This is a genomic window from Ruegeria sp. CDSB114 (assembly GCF_059611025.1).
On record NZ_JBXWOT010000008.1, the window covers coordinates 98,316 to 122,918 of the forward strand.

The window sequence follows — 24,603 nt, forward strand, 5'->3', positions numbered from 1 at the left end:
AACGCAGATAACTTGCCCCCGCGTTCAAAACCCGCTAGGGGCCAGTCGTTCTACGCATAAAGGGAAGTCAGATGTCCGCGCCCAAGAAAGTTGTTCTGGCCTATTCCGGTGGCCTTGATACCTCGATCATCCTGAAATGGTTGCAGACCGAGTATGGCTGTGAGGTCGTGACCTTCACCGCCGATCTGGGTCAGGGTGAAGAGCTTGAGCCCGCCCGCCAAAAGGCCGAGTTGCTGGGGATCAAGCCCGAAAACATCTATATTGAAGACATCCGCGAGGAATTCGTCCGCGACTTCGTCTTCCCGATGTTCCGCGCCAATGCGGTATACGAAGGCCTGTACCTTCTGGGCACCTCGATCGCGCGACCGCTGATCTCGAAACGTTTGGTTGAGATTGCCAAAGAAACCGGTGCCGATGCCGTTGCCCACGGCGCGACCGGCAAGGGCAACGATCAGGTTCGCTTTGAACTGGCAGCCTATGCTCTGAACCCCGACATCAAGGTGATTGCGCCTTGGCGTGAATGGGATCTGACCAGCCGCACCAAGCTGCTGGAGTTTGCCGAGGCGAACCAGATCCCAATTGCCAAGGACAAACGCGGTGAGGCTCCCTTCTCGGTCGATGCCAACCTGCTGCACACCTCGTCAGAGGGTAAGGTTCTGGAAGACCCCGCCGATATGGCGCCTGACTATGTCTATCAGCGTACCGTCCACCCCGAAGATGCGCCGAACGAGCCGGAATTCATCGAAATCGGATTCGAAAAAGGCGACGCCGTCAGCATCAATGGCGAGGCGATGAGCCCCGCGACCATCCTGACCAAGCTGAACGAATATGGCGGCAAGCACGGTATTGGCCGCCTGGATCTGGTCGAAGGCCGTTTCGTTGGTATGAAATCGCGCGGCATCTACGAAACGCCCGGCGGCACCGTCCTGCTGGAGGCGCATCGTGGCATCGAATCCATCACAATGGACCGTGGCGCAATGCACCTGAAAGACCAGCTGATGCCGCAATATGCGGAAATCATCTATAACGGTTTCTGGTATAGCCCCGAGCGGGAAATGTTGCAGGCCGCCATCGACAAATCTCAGGATCATGTCACCGGCACCGTGCGCGTGAAGCTGTACAAAGGTCTGGCATCGACCGTGGGCCGCTGGTCGGAGCACTCGCTGTATTCCGAGGCGCACGTGACGTTCGAAGAGGATGCTGGTGCCTACGATCAGAAAGACGCTGCGGGATTCATCCAACTGAACGCCCTGCGCTTGAAACTTCTGGCAGCACGCGACAAACGCCTGTCGAAGTAAGACAGCTGAGATTTTGACCTGAAGACCCGGCAGCCCCTTAGGATGCCGGGTTTTTTATGCGTCCATTTTTGCCACTTCCCGTCGGGTCACTCTTGCTCCACCGCAGGATATGTCTTTACCCAAGTCACAACACTGAAAGGATGGGGCATGTTGCAGGATATCGCAGAAGGTATTCAGAACGGTCTGAATGGCAAAAACTTTGATGGGTCGTTGAAATTCGATTGCGGTGATGCCGGTGTGATTGTTCTGGCCGACAATCAGGCGACGACGCAGGATCAGGACACTGATTGCACCATCCGTATCTCACAAGAGAACCTGACCAAGCTGTTGACCGGCAAGCTGAACCCGATGACCGGTATTGCCATGGGCAAGCTCAAGATCTCGGGCAATATGGGTGTGGCGATGAAGCTGGGGCAGTTGCTGGGCTAAGGCGATAAACTCGTCTCACCAGCGCGTGAGAACAGATGTCAGCGCGTTGCGCCCGGGGGTTTCCCAAGGCAGTCTGATCATGGAAGGAGACCCACCATGATCCGAACCACATACATTGACGCTGTCAAACCTTGGCTTCTGTTTGCGCTGATCCTCATCGTCGCAATGCTGCGCGCCGCGCCTGCACCGGCTGCCGGAACCGAGACGCTGACCGTGGCCGGGGGGTGTTTCTGGTGCGTTGAATCCGATTTCGAATCCGTGCCGGGCGTGGTTCAGGCGGTCTCGGGCTATACCGGGGGCGCAACGGCGGACCCGACCTATGGCGAGGTAACCAAAGGCGGCACCGGCCATTATGAGGCTGTTCAGATCACCTTTGACCCGGCCCGTGTTTCCCGTGAAACCCTGCTGAACCTGTTTTTCCGCTCGGTCGACCCTACGGATGCGGGCGGACAGTTCTGCGACCGTGGAGAGAGTTACCGCACAGCGATTTTCGTCTCTAATACCGGCGAAAAGGCGTTGGCCGAGGCTGCAAAATCCAAAGCGCAGAACGTCCTGCGTCAAACGATTGTCACCCCGATCCTGCAACAGGACCGGTTTTACCCGGCCGAAGCCTATCATCAGGATTACTATAAGGGCGAAAAACTGGTCTTTACGCGGTTCGGTCCCAAACGCCAGCGCAACGCCTATAAGGCCTATCGCAAAGCCTGCGGTCGCGACGCCCGCGTCAAACAGCTGTGGGGCAGTGACGCGCCTTTTGCCGGGTCTTAATCAAAGCGTGCTTCGCGCACTTCTTTCAGATCAGGAATGACATCCGCCGTACCGTGCCGTGTCACCATCAACGCGGCAGCCCGGTTTGCCTGCAATATTGCCTGCTCCATCGGCATGCCACGATCCATTCCTGCCAGAACGTAACCTGTGAACGTATCGCCCGCACCAGTTGTGTCCACCGCCTGAACCTTGTGAGCCAAAAAATCCGAGGTCGTCCCCTTATGATGATATCGCGCGCCCTTTGATCCGAGGGTCACAATGACATGCTCTATCCCCAACTCGGACAGGCCCTGCCCGGTTGCCTGCCGCAGCTGCTCGGCCTCGACTTCATTTAGGATCAGGAAATCCAGATACGGAAGAACCGCCCGCACTGCATCGGCTTGAAAAGGGGCCGCCGCGTAACAGACAGTCAGCCCCATTTCGCGGCCCATTTTTGCGGCTTCGACCTGCAAGTTGGTTTCGTTTTGCGTCACAATCAGATCACCCTGATCCGCCGATGACAGCGCCTGGCCCAGTTGATCTGACGTAATTGCATGATTCGCGCCTTGAAACAGGATGATGTTGTTTTCACCCTCGGCGTCTACGGCGATAATGGCGTGCCCGGTAGGATCTGAAACTTCGGCAATCCATCGGGTATCGACGCCATATTCGGTCAGCCTGTCACGCGCCCAGCGCCCGTCGGGCCCTATGGCCCCAATATGCGCCACCCGCGCGCCGGCCCGCGCGCCGGCGACGGACATATTCGCGCCCTTGCCGCCCAGAAACCGATCCAAACGGTTGGCCGAAAGCGTTTCACCCGCGCCCGGCAGGTGTGGCACATCATAAATCATGTCTGCGTTGATCGAGCCTAGATTCCAGATTGTCATGGCTTAACCAATATCGCAGGAGGCCAGAATGGCCATGTTCAGAATGTCATTGGCCGTCGATATGGTCGAACAGATCTGAATCGGCTTGTCGATGCCCGACAAGATCGGGCCGATCACCGTGGCCCCACCCATTTCCTGCATCAACTTGGTCGAGATCGAGGCCGAATGCCGTGCTGGGACAATCAGGATATTCGCCGGTCCGGTCAGGCGCTGGAACGGATAGTTTGCCTGCTGGTCGACATTCAGCGCCACGTCCACCGTCATTTCACCTTCGTATTCGAAATCTACGCCACGCTGATCCAGAACGGCAGGAGCGCGGTGCATCTTTTCGGCCCGCTCCGACACCGGGTAGCCAAACGTCGAAAAGCTGACAAAGGCAACGCGCGGCTCCAGCCCCATATGGCGGGCAACGGCTGCTGAACGCTCGGCGATATTGGCCAGATCGTTTTCGTCCGGCCATTCATGGACTAGAGTGTCGCCGATCAGCACGATCCGCCCCTTGTGCAACAGCGCCGTCACACCCGCCGCGCCACGGGCCGCATCTGCGTCGAACACATGGTTGATCCGATCCAGCACATGCGCCGATTTACGCGTCGCGCCCGAGACCAAACCGTCGCCATGCCCATGCGCCAGCATCAGCGATGAAAACACATGCCGGTCGCGCGCGGCAAGTCGATGAATATCCTTTCGATCAAAGCCTTTACGCTGCAGGCGATCGTACAAAAAATCAGAATAGGTATCGAGATGCGCAGTGTTGGCGGCATTCACGATCTCCAGCTCACGCACAGCATCGCCCAGCCCGGCCTCTTCCAGCTTTTGCTTGACGTCATCCGGGCGGCCTACGACCAGCGCCTTACCAAAGCCCGAGCGTTGATACATCACCGCAGCCCGCAGCACACGCGGATCGTCGCCCTCGGCAAAGATCATTCGGCTTTGCGCCTGACGGGCCCGCGCGTTCAGGCCGCGCAGAATGCTGGCGGTCGGATCCATGCGGGATTTCAGGCTCAGCTCATACGCGTCCATGTCGATGATCGGACGCCGCGCCGCGCCGGTATCCATCCCGGCCCGCGCAACGGCGGGCGGAATGCGGTGAATCAGGCGCGGATCGAAAGGTGTCGGGATAATATAATCGCGCCCAAAGGTCAGCGACTTACCATAGGCCATCGCGACCTCATCCGGGACATCCTCGCGCGCAAGGTTGGCCAAGGCGTGGGCACAGGCAATTTTCATCTCGTCATTGATGGCGCGGGCGTGGATATCCAGCGCACCGCGGAACAGGTAGGGAAAGCCCAACACGTTGTTGACCTGGTTCGGATAATCGCTGCGCCCTGTGGCGACGATGGCATCAACGCGCACCTCATGCGCCTCTTCCGGTGTGATCTCGGGGTCGGGGTTTGCCATGGCAAAAATCACCGGGTTATCGGCCATGCTGGCGACCATATCTTGCGTCACAGCCCCTTTGACCGACACGCCCAGAAAGACGTCTGCGCCTTTCATGGCGTCTTCCAGCGTACGCAGATCCGTGGTGATCGCATGGGCCGATTTCCACTGGTTCATGCCCTCGGTCCGGCCCTGATAGATCACGCCTTTGGTGTCACACACGATGCAGTTTTCATGCCGCGCGCCCATGGACTTGAGCAGTTCGATACACGCTATCCCAGCAGCCCCGGCTCCGTTCAGAACAATCTTCACATCTTCAATCTTCTTGCCCGAGATACGCAGCGCATTCAGCAGGCCCGCTGCACAGATCACCGCCGTGCCATGCTGATCATCGTGGAAGACGGGGATATCCATTTCTTCCTTCAGGCGCTGTTCGATGATGAAACACTCGGGCGCCTTGATGTCTTCCAGATTGATGCCACCAAAGGTCGGGCCCATCAGACGCACGGCGCGGCAGAACTCATCCGGGTCTTCGGTGTCCAGCTCGATATCGATCGAGTTTACGTCAGCGAAACGCTTGAACAGGACTGACTTGCCCTCCATCACCGGTTTTGAGCCCAGCGCGCCCAGATTACCAAGACCCAAAACCGCCGTCCCATTCGAAATCACGGCGACCAGATTTCCCTTGTTGGTATAGTCATAGGCCGTTTCTGGATTTTCCGCGATTGCTTCACATGGAACAGCCACGCCGGGGCTGTAGGCCAGCGACAGGTCGCGCTGCGTGGTCATGGGAACGGTGGCTTGTACCTCCCACTTGCCAGGAGTTGGGTCCAGGTGAAAGGCCAGCGCCTCTTCGTTGGTGATCTTCGCTTTGGGCATTTGATACGTCGTTTCTCTGCAACTACGGGGCTTCTGCCTCATAGCGCAGGCACGCGCGCGCCTCAACGAGAATACTTTTGCCTTTCGCACCAGATGGCGGATTTGTAAGGTCGCGACCGAACGCCGTCAAAAGGGATCAGCCTTGTCCACAGTCACGCCGATGATGGCGCAATATCTCGAAATCAAAGAGGCCCATGCCGACGCCCTTCTGTTTTACCGGATGGGCGATTTCTACGAGATGTTTTTCGAGGATGCCGTCAACGCCGCCGAGGCGCTGGACATCGCCCTGACCAAACGCGGCAAGCACAACGACGCCGACATCCCGATGTGCGGTGTGCCGGTCCATGCCGCCGAAGGATACCTGCTGACGCTGACCCGAAAAGGCTTTCGCGTGGCCGTTTGCGAACAGATGGAAAGCCCGGCTGAGGCCAAGAAGAGAGGCTCTAAATCAGTGGTAAAGCGCGGTGTTGTCCGGCTGGTGACACCCGGAACACTGACCGAGGACGCGCTGCTAGAGGCGCGCCGCCACAACTTTCTGGCCTGTTATGCCGAGGTGAGGGATGAAGCGGCGCTTGCCTGGGCCGATATCTCAACCGGGGCGTTTCACGTGATGCCTTTGACCTCTGTGCGCCTAAGCCCTGAACTGGCCCGGCTGGCTCCGTCGGAGCTGATCGTGGCGGACGGGGCCGAACAGGTCCTGCACGAACCTGCCCGCGATCTGGGCATCTCACTGACGCCCATCGGCCGTGCCAGTTTCGACAGCACGGCGGCTGAAAAGCGCATCTGCGCTCTGTTTCACGTGGGCGCGCTGGACGCGTTTGGAAATTTTGGCCGGGCCGAAGTGTCCGCTATGGGCGCATTGATTGACTATTTGGAGATCACGCAAAAAGGCAAATTGCCCCTGCTGCAAACGCCGCTGAAAGAATCCGAGGACCGCGTGGTGCAGATCGACGCCGCAACGCGCCGCAATCTGGAGCTGACCCGGTCGCTGTCTGGCGGGCGCGCCGGATCGCTTTTGTCGGTGGTTGACCGTACAGTCACGCCGGGCGGCGCGCGGTTGTTGGAACAGCGCCTGTCCAGCCCCTCGCGCAATCTGGATGTGATCCACGGGCGGCTGGATGCGGTGAGTTTCGCGGCTGAGGACAGCCTGATCGCCCAAGATCTTCGCGATGCCCTGCGCAAAACCCCCGATCTGGACCGCGCCTTGTCGCGCCTGTCGCTGGAACGCGGCGGCCCCCGCGATCTGGCCGCGATCCGAAACGGGTTGGCGCAGGCTGCAACCATAGCCGAACTGTGCGGGACGGGGGATCTGCCGATCCTGCTGGCCACTGCGGTGCAAAACCTGACGGGCTTTGATGATCTGCTGACCCTGCTGGATGAGGCGCTTGTGGCCGAGCCGCCTCTGATGGCGCGCGACGGCGGCTTCATTGCCCCCGGCTATGACGCGGAACTGGATGAGGCGCGCACCCTGCGCGACGAAGGCCGCTCGGTCATCGCCGGATTTCAACAGAAATATTCCGAGCACACCGGCATCACCTCGCTGAAGATCAAACATAACAACGTGCTGGGCTATTTCATCGAAACCACGGCCACCCATGCCGAGAAGATGTTGAACCCGCCGTACTCCGAAACCTATATCCACCGGCAAACCACGGCCAATCAGGTGCGGTTCACGACAGTAGAACTGTCCGAGATCGAAACCCGTATCCTGAACGCCGGAAATCATGCTTTGGAGATCGAAAAGCGGCTCTATCAAAGGCTTTCTGATGAGATTCTTACCCGTGCTGCGCAACTGAACCAAGCCGCGCGCGGGCTGGCAGAGCTGGACTTAACCACTGCGCTGGCCGATCTGGCACGGGGCGAGAGCTGGTGTCGCCCGCAGGTCGATGCTTCTCGTGCCTTTGATATTCAGGGCGGGCGGCATCCGGTTGTTGAACATGCGCTACGCCAACAAAGCGGTGACGCGTTTATCGCCAATGATTGTGATCTCAGCGCCGAAGATGGTGCTGCAATCTGGTTGCTGACCGGCCCCAACATGGCGGGTAAATCAACCTTCCTGCGGCAGAATGCGCTGATCGCCCTGCTTGCACAGATGGGCAGCTATGTTCCGGCCGAACAAGCCTATATCGGTGTGGTCAGCCAGCTGTTCAGCCGTGTCGGGGCATCTGACGATCTGGCCAGGGGGCGGTCGACTTTTATGGTTGAAATGGTCGAAACCGCCGCCATCCTCAATCAGGCCGACGATCATGCGCTGGTCATCCTGGATGAAATCGGACGCGGGACGGCCACCTATGACGGGCTTTCCATCGCCTGGGCCACGCTCGAACATCTGCACGCCGCCAATAAATGTCGCGCGCTGTTTGCAACGCATTATCACGAGCTGACCGCGCTGGCCGGAAATCTGGTAGGTGTCGACAACGCCACCGTTGCGGTCAAGGAATGGGAGGGCGAGGTGATCTTTTTGCACGAGGTTCACAAAGGCGCCGCGGATCGGTCTTATGGTGTCCAGGTGGCGCAACTGGCTGGCCTGCCGGCATCCGTTGTCGAACGTGCCCGCGTTGTGCTGGACCAGCTGGAGAAAACCGAACGCGAAGGCGGCAAGCAAAAGGCTTTGATCGACGATCTGCCGCTGTTCTCGGCTGCCCCGCCGCCACCGCCTCCCCCAAAAGCTTCACCCGTTGCGGATATGTTGGGTGAGATCTTGCCGGATGAGCTAAGCCCGCGCGAGGCATTGGACCTGATCTATAAATTGAAAGAGGCGGCCAGATCCTGACCGCCTCAATAATTGATTGATATCTTAAGCGCTTAGCTTGCCGGCGTGGACGACACACCCACCTGCGCGGGGCGCAAGAGCCGGTCGTACAGCATAAAGCCTTCTGCAGATACCTGGATGATGTCACCGGCGCGTGTTCCGGGCACGGGGGCCTCGAACATCGCCTCATGCACATTGGGGTCAAACCGATCGCCAACTTCTGGCGTGATCACCTGAATCCCGTGTTTCTGAAACACGTCCTTCAGCGCGCGCATGGTCAGTTCAACACCTTCCAGCAAAGCACCTGCGACCTCTTTTTGCTCGTCGGTTGCGGCCTCAAGCGCGCGTTTCATATTGTCATAGACCGGCAGCATGTCACGAGCCAGTTTCGAGCCGCCATACTGTTCGGCATCGCGCCGAGCCTTGTCGCCGCGCTTGCGCGCGTTTTCCGCATCGGCCAATGCACGCATGAATTTGTCTTTGTAGTCGTCGCGCTCGGCGCGCAGCTCATCCAGCTCCAGCGCTTCTTCGCTGATCTCAGCAAATTCATCAGCCAGCTCTTCGGCCTCGGCCGTTGCGATATCGTCCAGAAAATCTTCGTTCTTGGGCTCTGCCATCTCTTACCCTCTAGCTCCGGTCGGATATCAGTTTGCCGACCAGTTGCGCCGTATAATCCACGATCGGCACGATCCGTCCATAATTCAGACGTGTGGGCCCGATGACCCCAACCGCACCGATTATCTTACGATCAGCGTTCATATATGGAGACACCACCAAAGAGGAACCCGAAAGTGAGAAAAGTTTGTTCTCAGACCCGATAAAAATGCGCACACCTTCGCCTTCTTCGGTCAATTCCAGAAATTCGGCGATGTCGCGCTTGCGTTCGAGGTCGTCAAACAGGGTGCGAATGCGCTCCAACTCATCTGCTTCGCCACGTTCACCCAGCAGATTCGCCCGCCCTCGGACGATCAAACGAGCCGAGTCGCCATCATCCCCGTCCCATGCGGCCATGCCGCTGTCGACCATTTCACGGGCCAGCACGTCAATTTCCTGTTTCCGCGCATCGATCTGGGTCAGCATCTGACGGCGAACCTCGCTGATGGTGCGGCCCTCGATCAGCGCGTTCAGAAAATTCGCCGCTTCCCGCATCGAGCTGGGCGTTTGCCCGGGTGGCGGCTTGAACAGCCGGTTTTCCACCTGACCGTCGGAAAAGACCAAAACCACCAGGGCCCTGTCATGCCCAAGCGACACAAATTCGATATGTTTGATTTCCGCTTCGTGTTTCGGCGTCAAAACCAGTGAGGCCCCTTGTGTCACGTGTGACAAGGCCGCGCCGACACGGTCCAGCATCCCGCCGACATCCCCCGAGTTAGCGCCCAGCGTGTCGTCCAGCTTCTGCCGGTCATCCGCGCCCAGATCACCAACCTCCAGCAATCCGTCCACGAACATCCGTAACCCGTGTTGCGTCGGAATCCGCCCCGCACTGACATGAGGGCTGTCGAGCAGGCCCAGAAACTCAAGATCCTGCATCACATTGCGAACCGTCGCCGCACTGACTTTTTCCGACAAAGTGCGCGTCAGGGTACGGCTGCCGACAGGCTCACCGCTATCCAGATAGCTTTCGACAATCAGCCGAAACACCTCGCGCGACCGGTCATTCATCTCGTTCAGAATTTTGCTTGCGTCACTCATCGGCAATCCTCTGCTGGATGGCCATTAAATAGCAGGTAGGCGAAAGGTCAATCAGGGTTGCATCCTGACGCTGCGGGGCGGTATCCCCAAACCAGCAAACAAAGGAATTCCCATGCGACCCTCAGGACGTGATCTAAACGAAATGCGCGCCGTTTCAATCGAAACGGGATTTACCAAACATGCCGAAGGTTCCTGCCTGATTAAGATGGGCGATACCCATGTATTGTGCACTGCCACGATCGAAGATCGCGTGCCACCGTTCATCAAGGGTTCGGGCCTGGGCTGGGTTACCGCTGAATACGGCATGCTGCCCCGTGCGACCAATACACGGATGCGGCGCGAGGCTGCCAGCGGTAAGCAGGGTGGTCGTACCGTGGAAATCCAGCGTTTGATCGGCCGTGCCCTGCGTGCAGGTGTCGATCGGGTTGCCTTGGGTGAACGCCAGATCACCGTCGACTGCGATGTGATCCAGGCCGATGGTGGCACCCGATGTGCCTCGATCACAGGCGGTTGGGTTGCGCTGCGTCTTGCGGTCAACAAGCTGATGAAAACGGGTGACGTGATCTCGGACCCGCTGGTTGATCCGGTTGCAGCCGTGTCCTGCGGTATCTACGCCGGTCAACCGGTGCTGGATCTGGATTACCCCGAAGACAGCGAAGCCGGCGTGGACGGCAACTTTATCATGACCGGGTCCGGCAAATTGATCGAAGTTCAAATGAGCGCCGAAGGCTCGGTCTTTAGCCGCGTTCAGATGGATCAACTAATGGATCTGGCTGAACAGGGCGTTAGTGAACTGGCTGCTGCGCAAAAGGCCGCCACCGCATGACCCGCAAGTTCGACGGCGACAGGTTGCTGGTGGCCACGCATAACAAAGGCAAGTTTGAGGAGATGGCACATCTGCTTGAACCCTTTGGTGTCACCGTTATCGGCGCCGCCGACATGGACCTACCTGAACCGGAAGAGACCGAGGATACATTCGTCGGCAATGCCCGGATCAAGGCCCATGCCGCCGCCAAAGCCACCGGCCTTCCTGCCCTGTCGGACGATTCCGGGATCACCATCGACGCGCTTGACGGGGCGCCGGGCGTCTACACCGCCGATTGGGCAGAAACCGGCAATGGCCGCGATTTCCTGGTGGCGATGACACGCGCACATGAGGAGCTTGAGGCGAAGAACGCTGCCCATCCCCGCACCGCACAATTTCGTTGCACGCTGGTTTTGGCCTGGCCCGACGGGCATGATGAGGTGTTCGAAGGCATTGCCCCCGGTCACTTGGTCTGGCCCATTCGCGGTGCGGACGGCTTTGGTTATGATCCAATGTTTGTGCCCGAGGGTCATGACATTACCTTTGCCGAGATGGATCGCTGGGAAAAGAACAAGATCAGCCATCGCGGTCGCGCGGTTGAGCTGTTCGTGAAAGGCTGTTTTGGCGGATGATTGGCGCAATGGGGGCTTTGGCCTGTATGTGCATTGGCCCTTTTGCGAGGCCAAATGCCCCTATTGCGATTTCAACAGCCATGTTTCCAAAAATATTTATCAAAAACAATGGCTTGATGCATATCTGGTCGAGCTGCGCCGTAGCGCTTCCGAAACCCCCAACCGTGTCCTGAACACCATCTTCTTTGGCGGCGGCACCCCGTCTCTGATGGATCCCGAAACCGTCGCCGCAGTGATTGATACCGCCCGCGCCCTTTGGCACCCCGCCAATGACATGGAAATCACACTTGAAGCCAATCCCGGCTCGGTCGAGGCGGGACGGTTCGCTGCCTACCGAGAAGCAGGCGTCAACCGTATCTCGATGGGGGTACAGGCGCTGAATGATGACGATCTGCGCCGGTTGGGCCGCATTCACAGCGTGGCCGAAGCGCGGGCTGCTTATGACATAGCCCGTCATTGTTTTGAACGGGTCAGCTTTGACCTGATCTATGCGCGGCAACATCAAACCCTTGATGCCTGGCGCGCAGAGTTGACCGAAGCCCTGTCGATGGCGGTCGATCACCTGTCGCTGTACCAACTGACCATAGAAGACGGAACCGCCTTTGGTGATCGCTATGCCGTGGGCAAGCTACGCGGCCTGCCCTTGGATGATAGCGCCGCCGATATGTATCTGGCCACGCAAGAAATCTGCGAGGCTCATGGTCTGCCCGCCTATGAGGTATCGAACCACGCCCGCCCCGGCGCGGAATCACAGCACAATCTGATCTATTGGCGCTATGGTGACTATGTCGGCATTGGCCCCGGCGCCCATGGTCGGATCACCCAGAATGGCCAGAAATACGCGACTGAAACCTATCTGAATCCGCAGCGCTGGTTGGACGCGGCTTCCTGTGGTAGCGGAGAGAAAGAACGCGCCGCATTGTCGCGTGAAGATCAGGCAAGTGAATACCTTATGATGGGTCTTAGGATTGCCGACGGGCTAGATATAGATAGATATACGGAAATATCAGGCCACCCCTTACCACAAAACCCATTGGGCCATCTTCAGGATATCGGCATGGTTCAAATGCTGGATGGTAGATTGATGGCCACAACCGACGGGCGGGCCGTCTTGAACGCCGTGATCCGAGAACTTTTGGGGTAGACCATGCAATATCTGTGGGCAGGGCTTGGATTGTTATGTGTCGGGCTGGCCGCTGTTGGGGTGGTGCTTCCCCTACTACCAACGGTTCCATTTCTGCTACTCGCCGCCTTCTTCTTTGCCCGCTCGTCTTCACGGCTGCATAGCTGGCTGATAACGCACCGACTGTTTGGCCCAATGATCGTCGATTGGCAGAGTTCGGGTGCGATTCGTCCGGCCGCAAAAAAGGCGGCCACCCTGTCGGTCGCCGCCGTATTTGGATTATCGGTCATGATGTCTGCGCCGTCTCATGTCCTGATAATCCAGGCGATTGTACTTGGCGGCGTGATGATATTTATCTGGACCCGCCCTAGCGGCTGAGCTTGGAACAAAGATCATCCAGTTGATCCAGGTTCTCATAGGTCAGGACCACCTGCCCCGTTTCCGAGCCCGCTTTGTGATTGATCGCCACTTTCATCGCCAGAATCGCGGAAAGATCCTTTTCCAGCGCCCGGGTATCCGCATCTTTACCCGCATTCAGATCCCGAGACCTTGGTGCCGGTCGGGCCGCATCCCCCTGCTGTTGCTTCTTCACCAGCGCTTCCGTTGCCCGCACCGACAGCCCGTCTTTGACAATTTGCTTTGCAAGGTCCGAGGCATTCTCGGCCGTGATCAGCGTCCGTGCATGGCCAGCCGATAATTTTCCTTCTATTACAAAGGTTTGTACATCCATTGGCAGGGACAACAGGCGCAGCAAATTGGCAATATGACTGCGGCTTTTGCCCAATGCTTCAGCCAGCTTTTCTTGCGTATGACCAAAGCGGTCCATCAGCTGCTTATAGCCGGCCGCCTCTTCCACCGCATTCAAATCCGCGCGCTGGATGTTTTCGATAATGGCGACTTCCAGAACCTCAGTGTCATCAAAATCGCGAACGATAACGGGGATATCATGCAACTGCGCCATTTGCGCCGCGCGCCAGCGGCGCTCACCCGCGACGATTTCATAATCGCCTTCGGCAATCTCGCGGACGATCAGCGGCTGAATGATCCCCTTCTCTTTGACCGAGGCGGCAAGCTCATCCAGATGTTCCCGGGCAAAGGTGCGGCGCGGCTGATTTGGGTTTGCGTGAAGCTTTTCGATTGGAACCGTCAGGTCCGGCCGCCGTGAATCAGTTGGCACGCGTCCCTGGGGCTCTTGTGTGACATCTGCCATCAACGCCGAAAGCCCGCGACCCAACCCTCTTGGTTTTGATTTTCTGGCTGTCACAGGGTCCTCCTAGTACCGCTCAGGATGCGGTTTTATTGTTCTTATGCATGACTTCCCGGGCCAAATGCCGATAGGCCATCGCGCCCAGAGACCCCGAGTCATATTGCAAAACCGGCAACGCGTATGACGGAGCCTCACTGACCCGCACATTTCTGGGTATTTTGGTTTTAAATACCATCTCACCCAGATTGTCACGTGCGTCTTTTTCGACCTGACGGGACAAGTTGTTGCGGTTGTCATACATAGTCAGCACAACACCTTCGATTCTGAGGTCTGGATTCGCAGTCTGTCGCACCTCGCGAATGGTCAGCATGAGCTGGGACAAACCCTCTAATGCGAAGAACTCGCTTTGCAATGGCACCAGTACGGAATGCGCTGCGACCATCGCGTTTACCGTCAGAAGATTCAGCGATGGCGGACAGTCAATCAGGACGAAATCCAGATCGTACTTATCAATAGCAGTCTGGCGTAACGCGTCATGCAGTAAATAGCTGCGTTTTTCGTTCGAAATCAATTCGATATCGGCGGAGCTGAGGTCTACCGTAGCGGGGACAACGAGAATGCCTTCAATCTCCGAGTCCTGAACGACCGCATCCAAAGGCGCATCATCCAGAATCAGGTCATATGTTGTCCAATCTCGATCCTCGACACCTAAACCGGTTGAAGCATTCCCCTGTGGATCCAGATCAACCACTAAAACCCTGCATCCGGCCTCGGCCAGGCCTGCTGCCAAGTTTATGGCTGTTGTCGTCTTCCCAACCCCGCCCTTCTGGTTGGCTACCGCTATGATCCGGGGGCCTGAGGGACGAGATAGATCAACCACGTGATACTCCTTTGACCTTGAGGATGACGGCTTGGGGCTCTGTTAAACTTGTAATCGGATCACAGGTGAAATTCCATTCTTCCTGCGCATCCTGCACCTCTTTTTTCCAGCTTACACCTTTCGGCAACAAAGCGACGCCAGAATCGCCTAAATGTCTGTCACAAAAAGATAATAATACCCCAAGATCTGCCAAGGCGCGGGCAGACAGAATATCAGCATTCAGGGGGTCCACCGCTTCAATGCGTTTCGCCACCACTTTACAGCTTGCGCCACATTCCCGGGATACATTGCGTAAAAACGCAGATTTTCGCTGATCGCTTTCAACAAAGGTGAATTTTGCGTCTGGCGCTTCTTCGATCGCCATAATTGCACAGACCATACCGGGAAACCCACCACCACTTCCAATATCAACCCAATGCGAAAAGTTTTCGGCACATCGAAAAACCTGAACGGAATCCAAAATGTGCCGTGTCCAGATTTCGGACAAACTTTTGCGCGATACGAGGTTGATTTTCGGGTTCCAGCGCTTGACAAGGGCAACATATGTTGCCAGTCGATCAAATGTTTCACGTGAAACATTCAGACCGTCAAACAGCTCTTCCTTCATGCTTTGCGCACCCTCTGATCTCGGCGAAGCTTGGCCAACACCAGAGTCAGCGCAGCCGGCGTCACACCCTCTATCCGGCTTGCCTGCGCTACATTCTCAGGACGGGCGTTGGACAACTTCTGCTTCATCTCTGACGACAGCCCATCCAATGCGAAGAAGTCAAAATCACGCGGAATCTCATAGGCTTCATCGCGTTTCATCGCTTCGACATCACGTCTCTGCCGCTCGATATAATTCGCATACAGCGCATCGCGTTCCACTTGCTGCCGAATGCCTGAATCAACGTCCTGCAACTCAGGAATCAAGGGAACAAGGTCTTCAAAGCTCACATCAGGAAAGGCCAAAATCGCCATACCATTGCGGCGATTGCCATCCTGATTGACCTCGATACCAGCTTCTCGCACTTCTTTCGGAGTATAGGTATGATCTGTGAGCTTCTTTTTCGCAGCCTCCAACTCCTCCATCTTTTCAGAGAAGTGCGTGCGGCGTGTCTCGCTTACGCAACCTAGGCGTAAGCCAATAGGTGTCAGTCGTTGGTCGGCATTATCGGCGCGCAAAGACAATCTAAACTCTGCCCGTGAGGTAAACATCCGATAAGGTTCTGCCACTCCGCGAGTGGTCAGGTCATCGACCATGACGCCAATATAGCTGTCGGAACGCGTGAAATGGACTGGATCCCGACCCAAGACCTGAAGGGCAGCATTGAGGCCAGCCACCATTCCCTGAGCTGCAGCTTCCTCATATCCTGTGGTGCCGTTAATCTGACCCGCAAGATATAGTCCTGGCGCCTCAGGCAACGACAGTGATGATGTAAGAACGCGAGGATCTACGTAGTCATATTCGATGGCGTAGCCAGGTTGGAGGACCTCTGCCTTTTCCAGCCCCTTAATGGATCTGACATAGTCGACCTGAACATCCTGTGGCAGTGAGGTAGAAATTCCATTCGGATAGATTGTGTGATCATTCACACCTTCTGGCTCGAGGAAAATTTGATGAGATTCCTTATCAGCAAACCGCACAATCTTATCTTCGATCGAAGGGCAATATCTGGGGCCTATACCGTCAATATGCCCCCCATACATCGCCGATCTGGAAAGGTTCTTTTCAATGATCTCATGTGTTCTGGCATTGGTATGCGTAATCCCGCAAGAAATCTGCGGCGCCACCACCCCCATCGAGAGGAATGAGAACAGCGTAGGTTCATCATCACCGTCCTGACTTTCGAGACCTGACCAATCAATCGTCCGACCATCCAGCCGGGGCGGTGTCCCCGTTTTCAAGCGTCCTAGCGGCAGGTTAAGGCTATCCAAACGCTCGGCCAGCTTTACCGAGGGACGGTCCCCCATACGGCCGCCAGGGCGCGATACGTCACCAATGTGAATAACCCCTCGCAAAAATGTCCCAGACGTCAGGATCACAGCGCCGGCCCGTATTTCAGACTCATCCGCCAATCGAATTCCGGTAACAGCAGGTCCATTCACCAGGAAATCTGTCACCTCGCCGACTACGACGCTGAGGTTCGGCTGTGCCGTGGTTTCTCGCTGCATCGCAGCTCGGTACAAAGCCCGGTCTGCCTGCGTTCTGGGCCCCTGCACAGCGGGGCCTTTACGGCGATTCAGCAAACGAAACTGAATTCCCGCCTGGTCTGCGACGCGCCCCATCACCCCGTCCAACGCGTCAATTTCGCGAACAAGATGCCCTTTCCCGAGGCCCCCAATAGCCGGGTTACAGGACATTACGCCGATATCAGTGGCCGACAGAGTCACAAGGGCGGTAGTCGCACCCATCCGGGCGGCCGCATGGGCCGCCTCTGTTCCGGCGTGGCCCGCTCCGATAACGACGACGTCAAAATCCGAATGTTTCACGTGAAACACTCCTTACTTTCCCAGGCAGAAGCTTGAGAATATTTCATCCAACAAGTCTTCTACACCAATTCTGCCAACCAGAGCTTCCAAAGCGCGGATCGCGGTCCTCAGTTCCTCGGCTGCAATATCATACAGGTCGGGACCTGATTCCAGAACAGCGATTGCAGCACTAAGTGCGTCGCGCGCTGTGATCAGCGCTATACGATGCCTTTCACGCGTGGCGATACCATGGGTAGTAGTACGATCACCCAAAACACGCGATATGTTGGAAATCAACCGATCCACACCCTGCCCGGTTTTCCCTGAGATTCCTTCATCAGAACTGTTTCTCAGATCGGATTTCGGAAGAACCTGAATATCTCCTTCCAACATCTGAACGCCCAGCTCTTTTGGATCATCAGTCAGAAATACGCGCAGATCGGCGGCCTCGGCGCGCTTTTTGGCCCGCTCAATTCCCAGGCTTTCGACGTGATCGTCGGTTTCCCGCAAGCCCGCTGTATCCAACAAAGTAACGGGAAGTCCCTCAAGGTCCATTCGAACTTCAATCACATCGCGCGTTGTTCCGGCATATTCCGACGTGATCGCTGCATCGCGACCGGCCAGAGCATTCAGCAATGTCGACTTTCCGGCATTTGGCAAGCCAACAATCGCAACCTCGAACCCGGTTCGAATGCGTTCTGCAATACGAACCCCTTCAGCTTCACGTTGTAGATCTGCAACGACATCTGTGATCAACTGGCGCACTTCAGGGGTAACATCGGTTGGCACCTCTTCATCGGCAAAATCAATCACTGCCTCAAGCAGCGATGCGGCGCGGATCAAATCGCGCCGCCAGCGTTCAGCCAAATTCCCAAGCTCTCCGGCCAGAATGATCTGTGCTTGCTTGCGTTGAGCTTCTGTCTCAGCGTCGATCAGATCGGCAAGGCCCTCGACCTGTGTCAAATCCATTTTGCCGTTTTCCAAGGCACGGCGGGTGAATTCCCCGGGGTCGGCCAGGCGCAAACCGTCCATGTCCGCAAGGCAGCGCATGACGGCGTTGACCGCCGCTGTACTCCCGTGAATCTGTAGCTCTGCCACGTCTTCGCCAGTAAAGCTGGCCGGGGCCTGGAAGGTCAGAACTACCCCATCATCCAGGCGTGATCCGTCTTTGCCATACAGGCTGCGCACCCGCATCCCGCGGGAGGGCAAAGCAGCACCGGAAAGAGCAGCCGTGGCAGGATGCGCCAAGGGGCCCGAGAGACGGATGACCGCCACCCCTGCCTTGCCTTGCGCGCTGGCCAAGGCGAATATCGTATCCATTCGACCGCCTCGCTTGCGTCCAGGACCTGTGTCAGGTGTTCATCGAATCGAAGAACTCGCCATTTGTCTTGGTCTGTTTCAACTTGGACAACAGGAACTCGATCGCATCGGTAGTGCCCATCGGGTTCAGGATACGGCGCAGAACAAAAGTCTTGGCCAGATCACCCTTATCGACCAGCAAATCCTCTTTCCGCGTACCGGATTTGAGGATGTCGATAGCCGGGAACACGCGCTTATCTGCGATCTTACGATCCAGAACAATTTCCGAGTTACCGGTGCCTTTGAATTCTTCGAAGATGACTTCGTCCATCCGGCTGCCGGTATCAATCAGCGCAGTGGCGATGATGGTCAGCGAGCCGCCTTCTTCGATATTCCGTGCCGCACCAAAAAACCGCTTAGGTCGTTGCAGAGCGTTTGCATCTACACCGCCGGTCAAAACCTTACCCGAGGATGGAACCACGGTATTAAATGCCCTACCAAGTCTTGTGATCGAGTCGAGAAGAATAACAACATCTCGTTTATGTTCGACCAAACGCTTGGCTTTTTCGATAACCATCTCAGATACGGCAACGTGGCGGGTGGCGGGTTCATCAAAGGTCGACGACACGACCTCGCCCTTCACCGAACGCTGCATGTCGGTCACCTCTTCCGGCCGCTCGTCGATCAGTAGGACGATCAGATAGCACTCAGGGTGGTTCTTTTCGATCGAGTTCGCAATATTCTGCAGGATCACCGTCTTACCAGTCCGTGGCGGTGCCACAATCAACGACCGCTGACCTTTACCGATCGGCGAAACCAGATCGATGACACGGGCGGACTTGTCCTTGATGGTTGGATCTTCGACTTCCATCTTCAGGCGCTCATCCGGATAAAGCGGTGTCAGGTTGTCGAAAGCAACTTTATGCCTGGCTTTCTCGGGATCTTCGAAATTGATCTTGGTGACCTTGATCAGTGCGAAATACCGTTCGTTCTCGTCCGGCGCCTTGATATCACCTTCGACCGTATCACCGGTGCGCAACGAATGCTGGCGGATCATTTCTGGCGAGACATAGATATCATCAGGACCGGGCAAATAGTTCGCCTCGGGCGAACGCAGGAACCCGAACCCATCTTGCAGAACCTCAAGTACGCCATCGCCGCCCACGGTCCAGCCTTCATCTGCGCGTTCGCGCAGAATCTGGAACATCATCTCGCCTTTTCGCATGGTCGAGGCGTTTTCGATCTCAAGCTCTTCGGCCATCGCCAGAAGGTCTTTGGGGCTTTTGGCTTTCAGATCGGCCAGATTGAGGGATTCATTAGACATGATGATAAGAACCTTGGCCGCATGGATGCGGCTCGGACTGGAATTTCAATACGGAAGATACGCCGCCCGGACGGGCGTGTTACGCGATAAATAAGCGCTTACCTACAAAGAGTCAAATAGCTGCTCAGAACTTCAGAACGACCGCCAGAACGATGATAACCATCAAAATGGTAGGCACCTCGTTCATCATGCGATACTGCCGCCCAGTGAGCGTATTTCGGCCCTCTAAGAAGTCCTTTCGACGTACCATCAGCCAGTAGTGGAACCAAGTCATCGCAATCACTGCTGCGCCTTTGACCCAGGGCCAGGCAAAATCCCAGCCGACTATGCCTGGAGTGAATACCATGATCAGGCCGCAGGCCCAGGCCACGTACATCGCCGGGCGCATGATCACCCGCAGCAGCTTTTCTTCCATTTCAAAGAAGATCTCCTGCGCCCCGTCAACGCCTTGGGCTTTTTCTACGTGATAGACGTACAATCTAGGCAGATAGAACAAACCGGCCATCCAAGAGATCACGGCCATGATGTGCAGGGACTTCACCCAAGGATAGATGGCGAAAAGAAGATCAGTCATTCCAGCTCCGGGCGTGGTTTGGATCTCTCCCTATAAAAAAAATAGGAAAAGAGAAAGGATGATGGTTTTGTAGGGAGATCAAATTCCGTGGATTACTTATTTACCCATCTGTTTTCCCCAGGTGGATAGTTTCACCCGAGAACTGGGTGATTCTGTTAGTTTCATAAAAAACCACAATAAAACAATATGTTATTAATATGTAATGCGTAATTCTCCGGGGATAACTTGATGAATAAGCTGGGATATCCCGCTTGTCCCGATGTTCAAAGTTATCCTTGTCCAGACTGGACAGGGTTCGGGCGACTCATAGAAGTTTTTCGCGAAAACACCGGGCTTGCGTGTCAACAGGAAAACCATACAAACCATCCTTGAACGATCAACCATTTGCTCAGGGGGTTTTCCACATTTCTGTCCCCATCATATTGGCCTCGGGGTCATCCATTCGCGCGCAGTTGCTAGAGAATGCGGGCGTGCGGTTTACCGTTCAAACTGCACGCGTGGACGAAGAGACCGCCAAACGGGCTTTGCTGGCCGAAGAGGCATCTCCACGTGATATTGCCGATACTCTGGCAGAGATGAAAGCCCGCAAGGTCAGCGACAAGGTGCCGGGGCCGATGGTTCTGGGATGTGATCAGGTGCTGGATTTCGAAGGTCAGCTTTTGTCCAAACCGCAATCGCCCGAGGATGCGCTGGCGCAGCTCAAAGCGATGCGGGGCAAGCGGCATATGCTGTTATCCGCAGCCGTCATCTATCAGAATGGCGAGCCGATCTGGCGACATGTAGGTCAGGTGCGCCTGCGGATGAGGATGAGTTCGGACGCCTATCTACGCGACTATGTTGCGCGCAACTGGGACAGCATCCGCCACGCAGTCGGGGCCTATAAGCTTGAGGAAGAAGGCGTGCGGCTGTTCGCAACCATTGACGGTGACTATTTTAACGTTTTGGGTATGCCCCTATTGGAGCTGTTGAATTTTCTGGCGGTCAAAGGGGTGATTGATCAATGAGTGGCAAGCAGATCCCGCTGGCGGGTGTGATCGGGCATCCGATTTCCCATTCGAAATCCCCAATACTGCATGGCCATTGGCTGAAAACTTATGGCCTGGCCGGTCACTATATCCCCATGGATGTCGCACCGGATGATCTTGAGGCTGTTCTACGAACCTTGCCCAAAGCCGGATTTGTCGGGGCCAACATCACAGTGCCCCATAAAGAGGTGGCCTTGGATCTGGCGGATACGGCTTCGGACCGGGCCAGGCAGATCGGGGCTGCTAATACGCTTGTGTTTCAGCCCGACGGTTCGATCCATGCGGATAACACCGATGGGTACGGGTTCATGCAGAACCTGCGCAGCGGCGCCCCAGATTGGATTCCAGCGGATGGCCCCGCGGTTGTCTTTGGTGCCGGAGGCGCCGCACGTGCGGTTCTTCAAGCGTTGGTCGATGCAGGTGTGCCCGAGATTTTCTTGACCAATCGGACGCGCACACGTGCAGATCGCCTGAAGGAAGAGTTTGGTACGACCATAACGGTGGTGGATTGGTTGAAAGCGGGCAACGTGGTTGAAGATGCGGAACTTGTGGTCAACACAAGTTCGCTTGGGATGCACGGCCAGCCCGAGCTGCGGGTGCCTCTGGACGGGTTACAGCCCGGTGCCATAGTCACCGATCTGGTCTATGCGCCACTTAAGACACGCTTGCTGGAAACAGCAGAACAGGCGGGATGCACACCCGTAGATGGCCTTGGTATGTTGTTGCATCAGGCCGTACCTGGATTTGAAAGCTGGTTTGGGGTGCGCCCTGAAGTCACTTCTGATTTGCGTGCTGCGGTACTGGGATGAGCTTTGCACTTGGCCTGACCGGTTCTATAGGCATGGGAAAAAGCACAACTGCCAGCATGTTCGTCGACGAAGGCTGTGCGTTGTGGGACGCAGATGCCGCCGTGCATCGGCTATACGCGCGTGGCGGGACAGCGATCAAGCCGATGCGTAGGGCGTTTCCTGAGGCCATTATCGACGGCGCGGTTAGCCGGGAAGTATTGAAACGGTTCATTTCGGCAGACCCAGCGGCGCTGAAAGCGATTGAGGCCATTGTTCACCCGCTGGTGGCGGCGGATCGAGCGGCGTTCCGGGAACAAGCCACCGCAGATATTCTGGTTTTCGATATTCCCCTGCTATTTGAAACCGATGGAGATGCGGCGATGGATGCAGTCGCCTGTGTCTCGGTCCCGGCTGACGAGCAGAAACGCCGCGTGATGGCGCGCGGTACCATGACCGAGGCGCAGTTCGAGCAGATCAAAGCCAAGCAGATGCCGAATGACGAAAAATGCGCGCGGTCTGATTTTGTGATCGTCACGGACAGTCTGGACCACGCCCGCGCGCAAGTGCAGGATGTGGTCAGACAGATACGGGCAGGGCTGACAGATGCGTGAGATCGTACTCGATACAGAAACCACAGGCTTTGATCCTGAAAGCGGCGACCGGATTGTGGAAATCGGTGCGGTTGAGCTTTGGAATCACGTCGCCACGGGCGAAACCTATCACGTCTATATCAACCCTCAACGGTTCATGCCCGAAGAGGCGTTTGGCGTGCACGGCATTGGCCCCGACCTGCTGGAACCACCCCGCCCGGTGGAAAAAGGTCAGGTCACGCTTAAGGACAAGCCGGTTTTTGCCAAGGTTGGTCAGGGGTTTCGGGATTTTGTCGCGGATTCGAAACTGGTGATCCACAACGCGTCATTCGACATGAAGTTTCTGAATGCCGAGCTGGGCTGGATGGGACTGCCGCCGATCCCGATGGATCAGGCACTGGACACGCTGGCGATTGCGCGCAAACGGTTTCCGGGCTCGCCCGCCTCGCTGGATGCATTGTGCCGGCGGTTCAACATAGACAACTCGAACCGGATCTTGCACGGGGCGTTGCTTGACTCTGAAATTCTGGCTGAGGTCTATCTTGAGCTGATCGGCGGACGTCAGCCAGATTTCGGGCTTTCGACCTCTGTGTCGTCTTCCGCTGGCGGAGCAGAAGAGTGGCGGCCATCGCCGCGCAAAGATGCCTTGCCGTCCCGGATCACCCAAGACGAGCGCGCGGCGCATGAGAAATTTATTGATAAACTGGGCGAAAACGCCCTTTGGTCCCGCGCCTGAGGTCACTCCGGCGCGGGGAGGCCTGATTAGGCCTGAGTCTTTTGCGTCTCGGCCTGGCGACGCATCAATTCATTCCGGTACAGGCTGACAAAATCAATATTGTCCAGGTTAACCGGCGGGTATCCTCCATCGCGCGTGATGTCGCTGACGATGCGGCGCAGGAACGGGAACAGCATGCGCGGGCATTCGATCATCAGGAACGGATGCAGCTGGTCTTCGGCGACACCTTCCACATGGAACAGGCCGCAATAATCCAGCTCGCACAGGAACAGGATGTCTTCCATGCCCTTGGCTTTGGATTTGAGGTTCAGCTTGATCGACACCTCGTATTGATGCTCAGCCGGGCGCTTTTTGGCGTCCAGATTGACCTGAACCGCGATCTCGGGCTGGACATCGCCAGACACGCCTTTTTGCGCCATCACGTTTTCAAAGGACATATCGCGAATGAATTGTCCCAGAACGCGCATCTGGATCTGGGGTGCGGTCTGGGCCGCGGTGTTTTCTTGGGCGCCGTCTTCGGCCATGGGTCTACTCCGAAACTGAAATTCGCCACTGCTTAGCAAGTTGGGCGAGGCACCTCAATGCTGGTGCGGCCCTTCGACCCATTTCGATGGCTTTGACGGGTTCTGACGGGGGCGAACCTCGGTGTATTCACCGTCGATCACATCGCCCTGGGTCGATGCTTGGGGCCCGGTCCTGAACTGCGTCCCGCCGCCCATCTGAAACTGCGTGATTGTGACCTTCGAGCGGAGATAGCGGAATACAGAGACCCGGACGCCAGGGATTAACAGCGCAAATCCAACGGCATCGGTGAAAAACCCTGGTGTCAGCAGCAAGACACCGGACAGCAAGATCATCGCGCCATGGGCCAAAGGTTCGGTCGGGTCGTCAAGCTCTGCAAAGGATCGTTGTAGGTTTTCCAACGCCATGCGACCTTGTGTCCGTACCAAAGCGGTACCCAGAACGGCCGTTAGAACCACGATCGCAAGGGTTGGCCATAGTCCGATTAGCCCACCAACCTGAATGAACAGGCCGATTTCGATGATCGGAACAAGTAAAAAAGCCAGGAACAGGTACATTTGCATTATCCTTTACTGCAGGTCGG

Annotated in this window: 25 protein-coding genes; 12 read left to right on the top strand and 13 right to left on the bottom strand. The window is 56.7% G+C overall.

The window, feature by feature from the left end:
- The first annotated feature begins 71 nt into the window (after positions 1–71).
- The 3 genes from AC2FIP_RS16210 (at position 72) to msrA (ending at position 2,495) form a co-directional block, all read left to right on the top strand.
- Positions 72–1,298, top strand: coding sequence for an argininosuccinate synthase (locus AC2FIP_RS16210; protein ID WP_496787240.1), 1,227 nt, complete (start codon positions 72–74; stop codon positions 1,296–1,298).
- Between the two features lie 147 nt (positions 1,299–1,445).
- Positions 1,446–1,727, top strand: a complete 282-nt coding sequence (locus AC2FIP_RS16215; RefSeq protein WP_496703247.1) for an SCP2 sterol-binding domain-containing protein — start codon at positions 1,446–1,448, stop codon at positions 1,725–1,727.
- A gap of 96 nt (positions 1,728–1,823) precedes the next feature.
- On the top strand, positions 1,824–2,495 hold the full coding sequence (gene msrA / locus AC2FIP_RS16220) for a peptide-methionine (S)-S-oxide reductase MsrA (protein WP_496787241.1): 672 nt from the start codon (positions 1,824–1,826) through the stop codon (positions 2,493–2,495).
- Here the strand turns inward: msrA and AC2FIP_RS16225 are convergent.
- Positions 2,492–3,361: a ribokinase gene (locus AC2FIP_RS16225; protein ID WP_496690211.1), complete on the bottom strand. Its 870-nt coding sequence runs from the start codon at positions 3,359–3,361 to the stop codon at positions 2,492–2,494. The genes msrA and AC2FIP_RS16225 overlap by 4 nt on opposite strands.
- Before the next feature lie 3 nt (positions 3,362–3,364).
- Positions 3,365–5,620: an NADP-dependent malic enzyme gene (locus tag AC2FIP_RS16230; RefSeq protein WP_496698705.1), complete on the bottom strand. Its 2,256-nt coding sequence runs from the start codon at positions 5,618–5,620 to the stop codon at positions 3,365–3,367.
- 160 nt (positions 5,621–5,780) lie between these two features.
- Between AC2FIP_RS16230 and mutS the strand changes: the two genes are divergently transcribed.
- Entirely contained in the window at positions 5,781–8,393 is a 2,613-nt protein-coding gene (mutS, locus tag AC2FIP_RS16235; RefSeq protein WP_496787270.1) for a DNA mismatch repair protein MutS, read from the top strand.
- 32 nt (positions 8,394–8,425) lie between these two features.
- Here the strand turns inward: mutS and AC2FIP_RS16240 are convergent, their stop codons facing one another.
- On the bottom strand, positions 8,426–8,989 hold the full coding sequence (locus tag AC2FIP_RS16240; RefSeq protein WP_142637400.1) for a nucleotide exchange factor GrpE: 564 nt from the start codon (positions 8,987–8,989) through the stop codon (positions 8,426–8,428).
- A 10-nt stretch (positions 8,990–8,999) separates the two neighbouring features.
- Positions 9,000–10,064, bottom strand: coding sequence for a heat-inducible transcriptional repressor HrcA (gene hrcA, locus AC2FIP_RS16245; RefSeq protein ID WP_281995819.1), 1,065 nt, complete (start codon positions 10,062–10,064; stop codon positions 9,000–9,002).
- Between the two features lie 112 nt (positions 10,065–10,176).
- Between hrcA and rph the strand changes: the two genes are divergently transcribed.
- From rph to AC2FIP_RS16265, 4 genes are read left to right on the top strand one after another with little or no spacing between them, the layout of a single operon-like run.
- Positions 10,177–10,890 (top strand): ribonuclease PH, encoded by a 714-nt coding sequence (gene rph / locus AC2FIP_RS16250; protein ID WP_496692602.1) that lies wholly within the window; start codon positions 10,177–10,179, stop codon positions 10,888–10,890.
- Positions 10,887–11,501, top strand: a complete 615-nt coding sequence (gene rdgB, locus AC2FIP_RS16255) for an RdgB/HAM1 family non-canonical purine NTP pyrophosphatase (RefSeq protein WP_496787243.1) — start codon at positions 10,887–10,889, stop codon at positions 11,499–11,501. The genes rph and rdgB overlap by 4 nt, the downstream gene beginning before the upstream one ends.
- Positions 11,491–12,645: a radical SAM family heme chaperone HemW gene (hemW, locus tag AC2FIP_RS16260; RefSeq protein ID WP_496787246.1), complete on the top strand. Its 1,155-nt coding sequence runs from the start codon at positions 11,491–11,493 to the stop codon at positions 12,643–12,645. Before rdgB ends, hemW begins: the two co-directional genes overlap by 11 nt.
- A 3-nt stretch (positions 12,646–12,648) precedes the next feature.
- Positions 12,649–13,002: a YbaN family protein gene (locus AC2FIP_RS16265; RefSeq protein WP_496698695.1), complete on the top strand. Its 354-nt coding sequence runs from the start codon at positions 12,649–12,651 to the stop codon at positions 13,000–13,002.
- Here AC2FIP_RS16265 and AC2FIP_RS16270 read toward each other — a convergent pair.
- The 7 genes from AC2FIP_RS16270 to AC2FIP_RS16300 all read right to left on the bottom strand — a co-directional run bounded on the left by AC2FIP_RS16270 (position 12,992) and on the right by AC2FIP_RS16300 (position 20,359).
- A complete protein-coding gene (locus AC2FIP_RS16270; RefSeq protein WP_496787248.1) occupies positions 12,992–13,888 on the bottom strand; it encodes a ParB/RepB/Spo0J family partition protein in 897 nt (298 codons plus the stop codon). The two genes, AC2FIP_RS16265 and AC2FIP_RS16270, sit on opposite strands and share 11 nt — an antisense overlap.
- Positions 13,889–13,907: 19 nt before the next feature.
- Entirely contained in the window at positions 13,908–14,711 is an 804-nt protein-coding gene (locus AC2FIP_RS16275) for a ParA family protein (RefSeq protein WP_496787249.1), read from the bottom strand.
- Positions 14,704–15,318, bottom strand: coding sequence for a 16S rRNA (guanine(527)-N(7))-methyltransferase RsmG (rsmG, locus tag AC2FIP_RS16280; protein ID WP_496787250.1), 615 nt, complete (start codon positions 15,316–15,318; stop codon positions 14,704–14,706). Before rsmG ends, AC2FIP_RS16275 begins: the two co-directional genes overlap by 8 nt.
- Positions 15,315–17,183: a tRNA uridine-5-carboxymethylaminomethyl(34) synthesis enzyme MnmG gene (gene mnmG, locus AC2FIP_RS16285; RefSeq protein ID WP_496787252.1), complete on the bottom strand. Its 1,869-nt coding sequence runs from the start codon at positions 17,181–17,183 to the stop codon at positions 15,315–15,317. The genes rsmG and mnmG overlap by 4 nt, the downstream gene beginning before the upstream one ends.
- 12 nt (positions 17,184–17,195) lie before the next feature.
- Positions 17,196–18,482, bottom strand: a complete 1,287-nt coding sequence (mnmE, locus tag AC2FIP_RS16290; protein ID WP_496787254.1) for a tRNA uridine-5-carboxymethylaminomethyl(34) synthesis GTPase MnmE — start codon at positions 18,480–18,482, stop codon at positions 17,196–17,198.
- Between the two features lie 31 nt (positions 18,483–18,513).
- Positions 18,514–19,785 carry a transcription termination factor Rho gene (gene rho, locus AC2FIP_RS16295; protein ID WP_142637421.1) on the bottom strand — a complete coding sequence of 424 codons (1,272 nt, stop codon included), beginning with the start codon at positions 19,783–19,785 and terminating at the stop codon, positions 18,514–18,516.
- A 124-nt stretch (positions 19,786–19,909) separates the two neighbouring features.
- Positions 19,910–20,359, bottom strand: a complete 450-nt coding sequence (locus AC2FIP_RS16300; protein WP_496698687.1) for a CopD family protein — start codon at positions 20,357–20,359, stop codon at positions 19,910–19,912.
- Positions 20,360–20,763: 404 nt separating this feature from the next.
- On the opposite strand from AC2FIP_RS16300, the gene AC2FIP_RS16305 reads away from it, so the two are divergent.
- Genes AC2FIP_RS16305 through dnaQ form a run of 4 tightly spaced genes read left to right on the top strand, consistent with a single transcriptional unit; the run spans position 20,764 to position 23,498 of the window.
- Positions 20,764–21,363: a Maf family protein gene (locus tag AC2FIP_RS16305; protein ID WP_142637605.1), complete on the top strand. Its 600-nt coding sequence runs from the start codon at positions 20,764–20,766 to the stop codon at positions 21,361–21,363.
- Positions 21,360–22,193 carry a shikimate dehydrogenase gene (locus tag AC2FIP_RS16310; RefSeq protein ID WP_496702911.1) on the top strand — a complete coding sequence of 278 codons (834 nt, stop codon included), beginning with the start codon at positions 21,360–21,362 and terminating at the stop codon, positions 22,191–22,193. The genes AC2FIP_RS16305 and AC2FIP_RS16310 overlap by 4 nt, the downstream gene beginning before the upstream one ends.
- Positions 22,190–22,783, top strand: coding sequence for a dephospho-CoA kinase (gene coaE / locus AC2FIP_RS16315; RefSeq protein ID WP_496692596.1), 594 nt, complete (start codon positions 22,190–22,192; stop codon positions 22,781–22,783). The genes AC2FIP_RS16310 and coaE overlap by 4 nt, the downstream gene beginning before the upstream one ends.
- Positions 22,776–23,498: a DNA polymerase III subunit epsilon gene (gene dnaQ / locus AC2FIP_RS16320; protein ID WP_142637428.1), complete on the top strand. Its 723-nt coding sequence runs from the start codon at positions 22,776–22,778 to the stop codon at positions 23,496–23,498. Before coaE ends, dnaQ begins: the two co-directional genes overlap by 8 nt.
- Positions 23,499–23,524: 26 nt before the next feature.
- Here the strand turns inward: dnaQ and secB are convergent, their stop codons facing one another.
- Both secB and AC2FIP_RS16330 read right to left on the bottom strand, forming a co-directional pair.
- Positions 23,525–24,022, bottom strand: a complete 498-nt coding sequence (secB, locus tag AC2FIP_RS16325) for a protein-export chaperone SecB (protein WP_142637430.1) — start codon at positions 24,020–24,022, stop codon at positions 23,525–23,527.
- Positions 24,023–24,076: 54 nt separating this feature from the next.
- A complete protein-coding gene (locus tag AC2FIP_RS16330) occupies positions 24,077–24,577 on the bottom strand; it encodes an FxsA family protein (protein WP_496787255.1) in 501 nt (166 codons plus the stop codon).
- Positions 24,578–24,603: the final 26 nt, after the last annotated feature.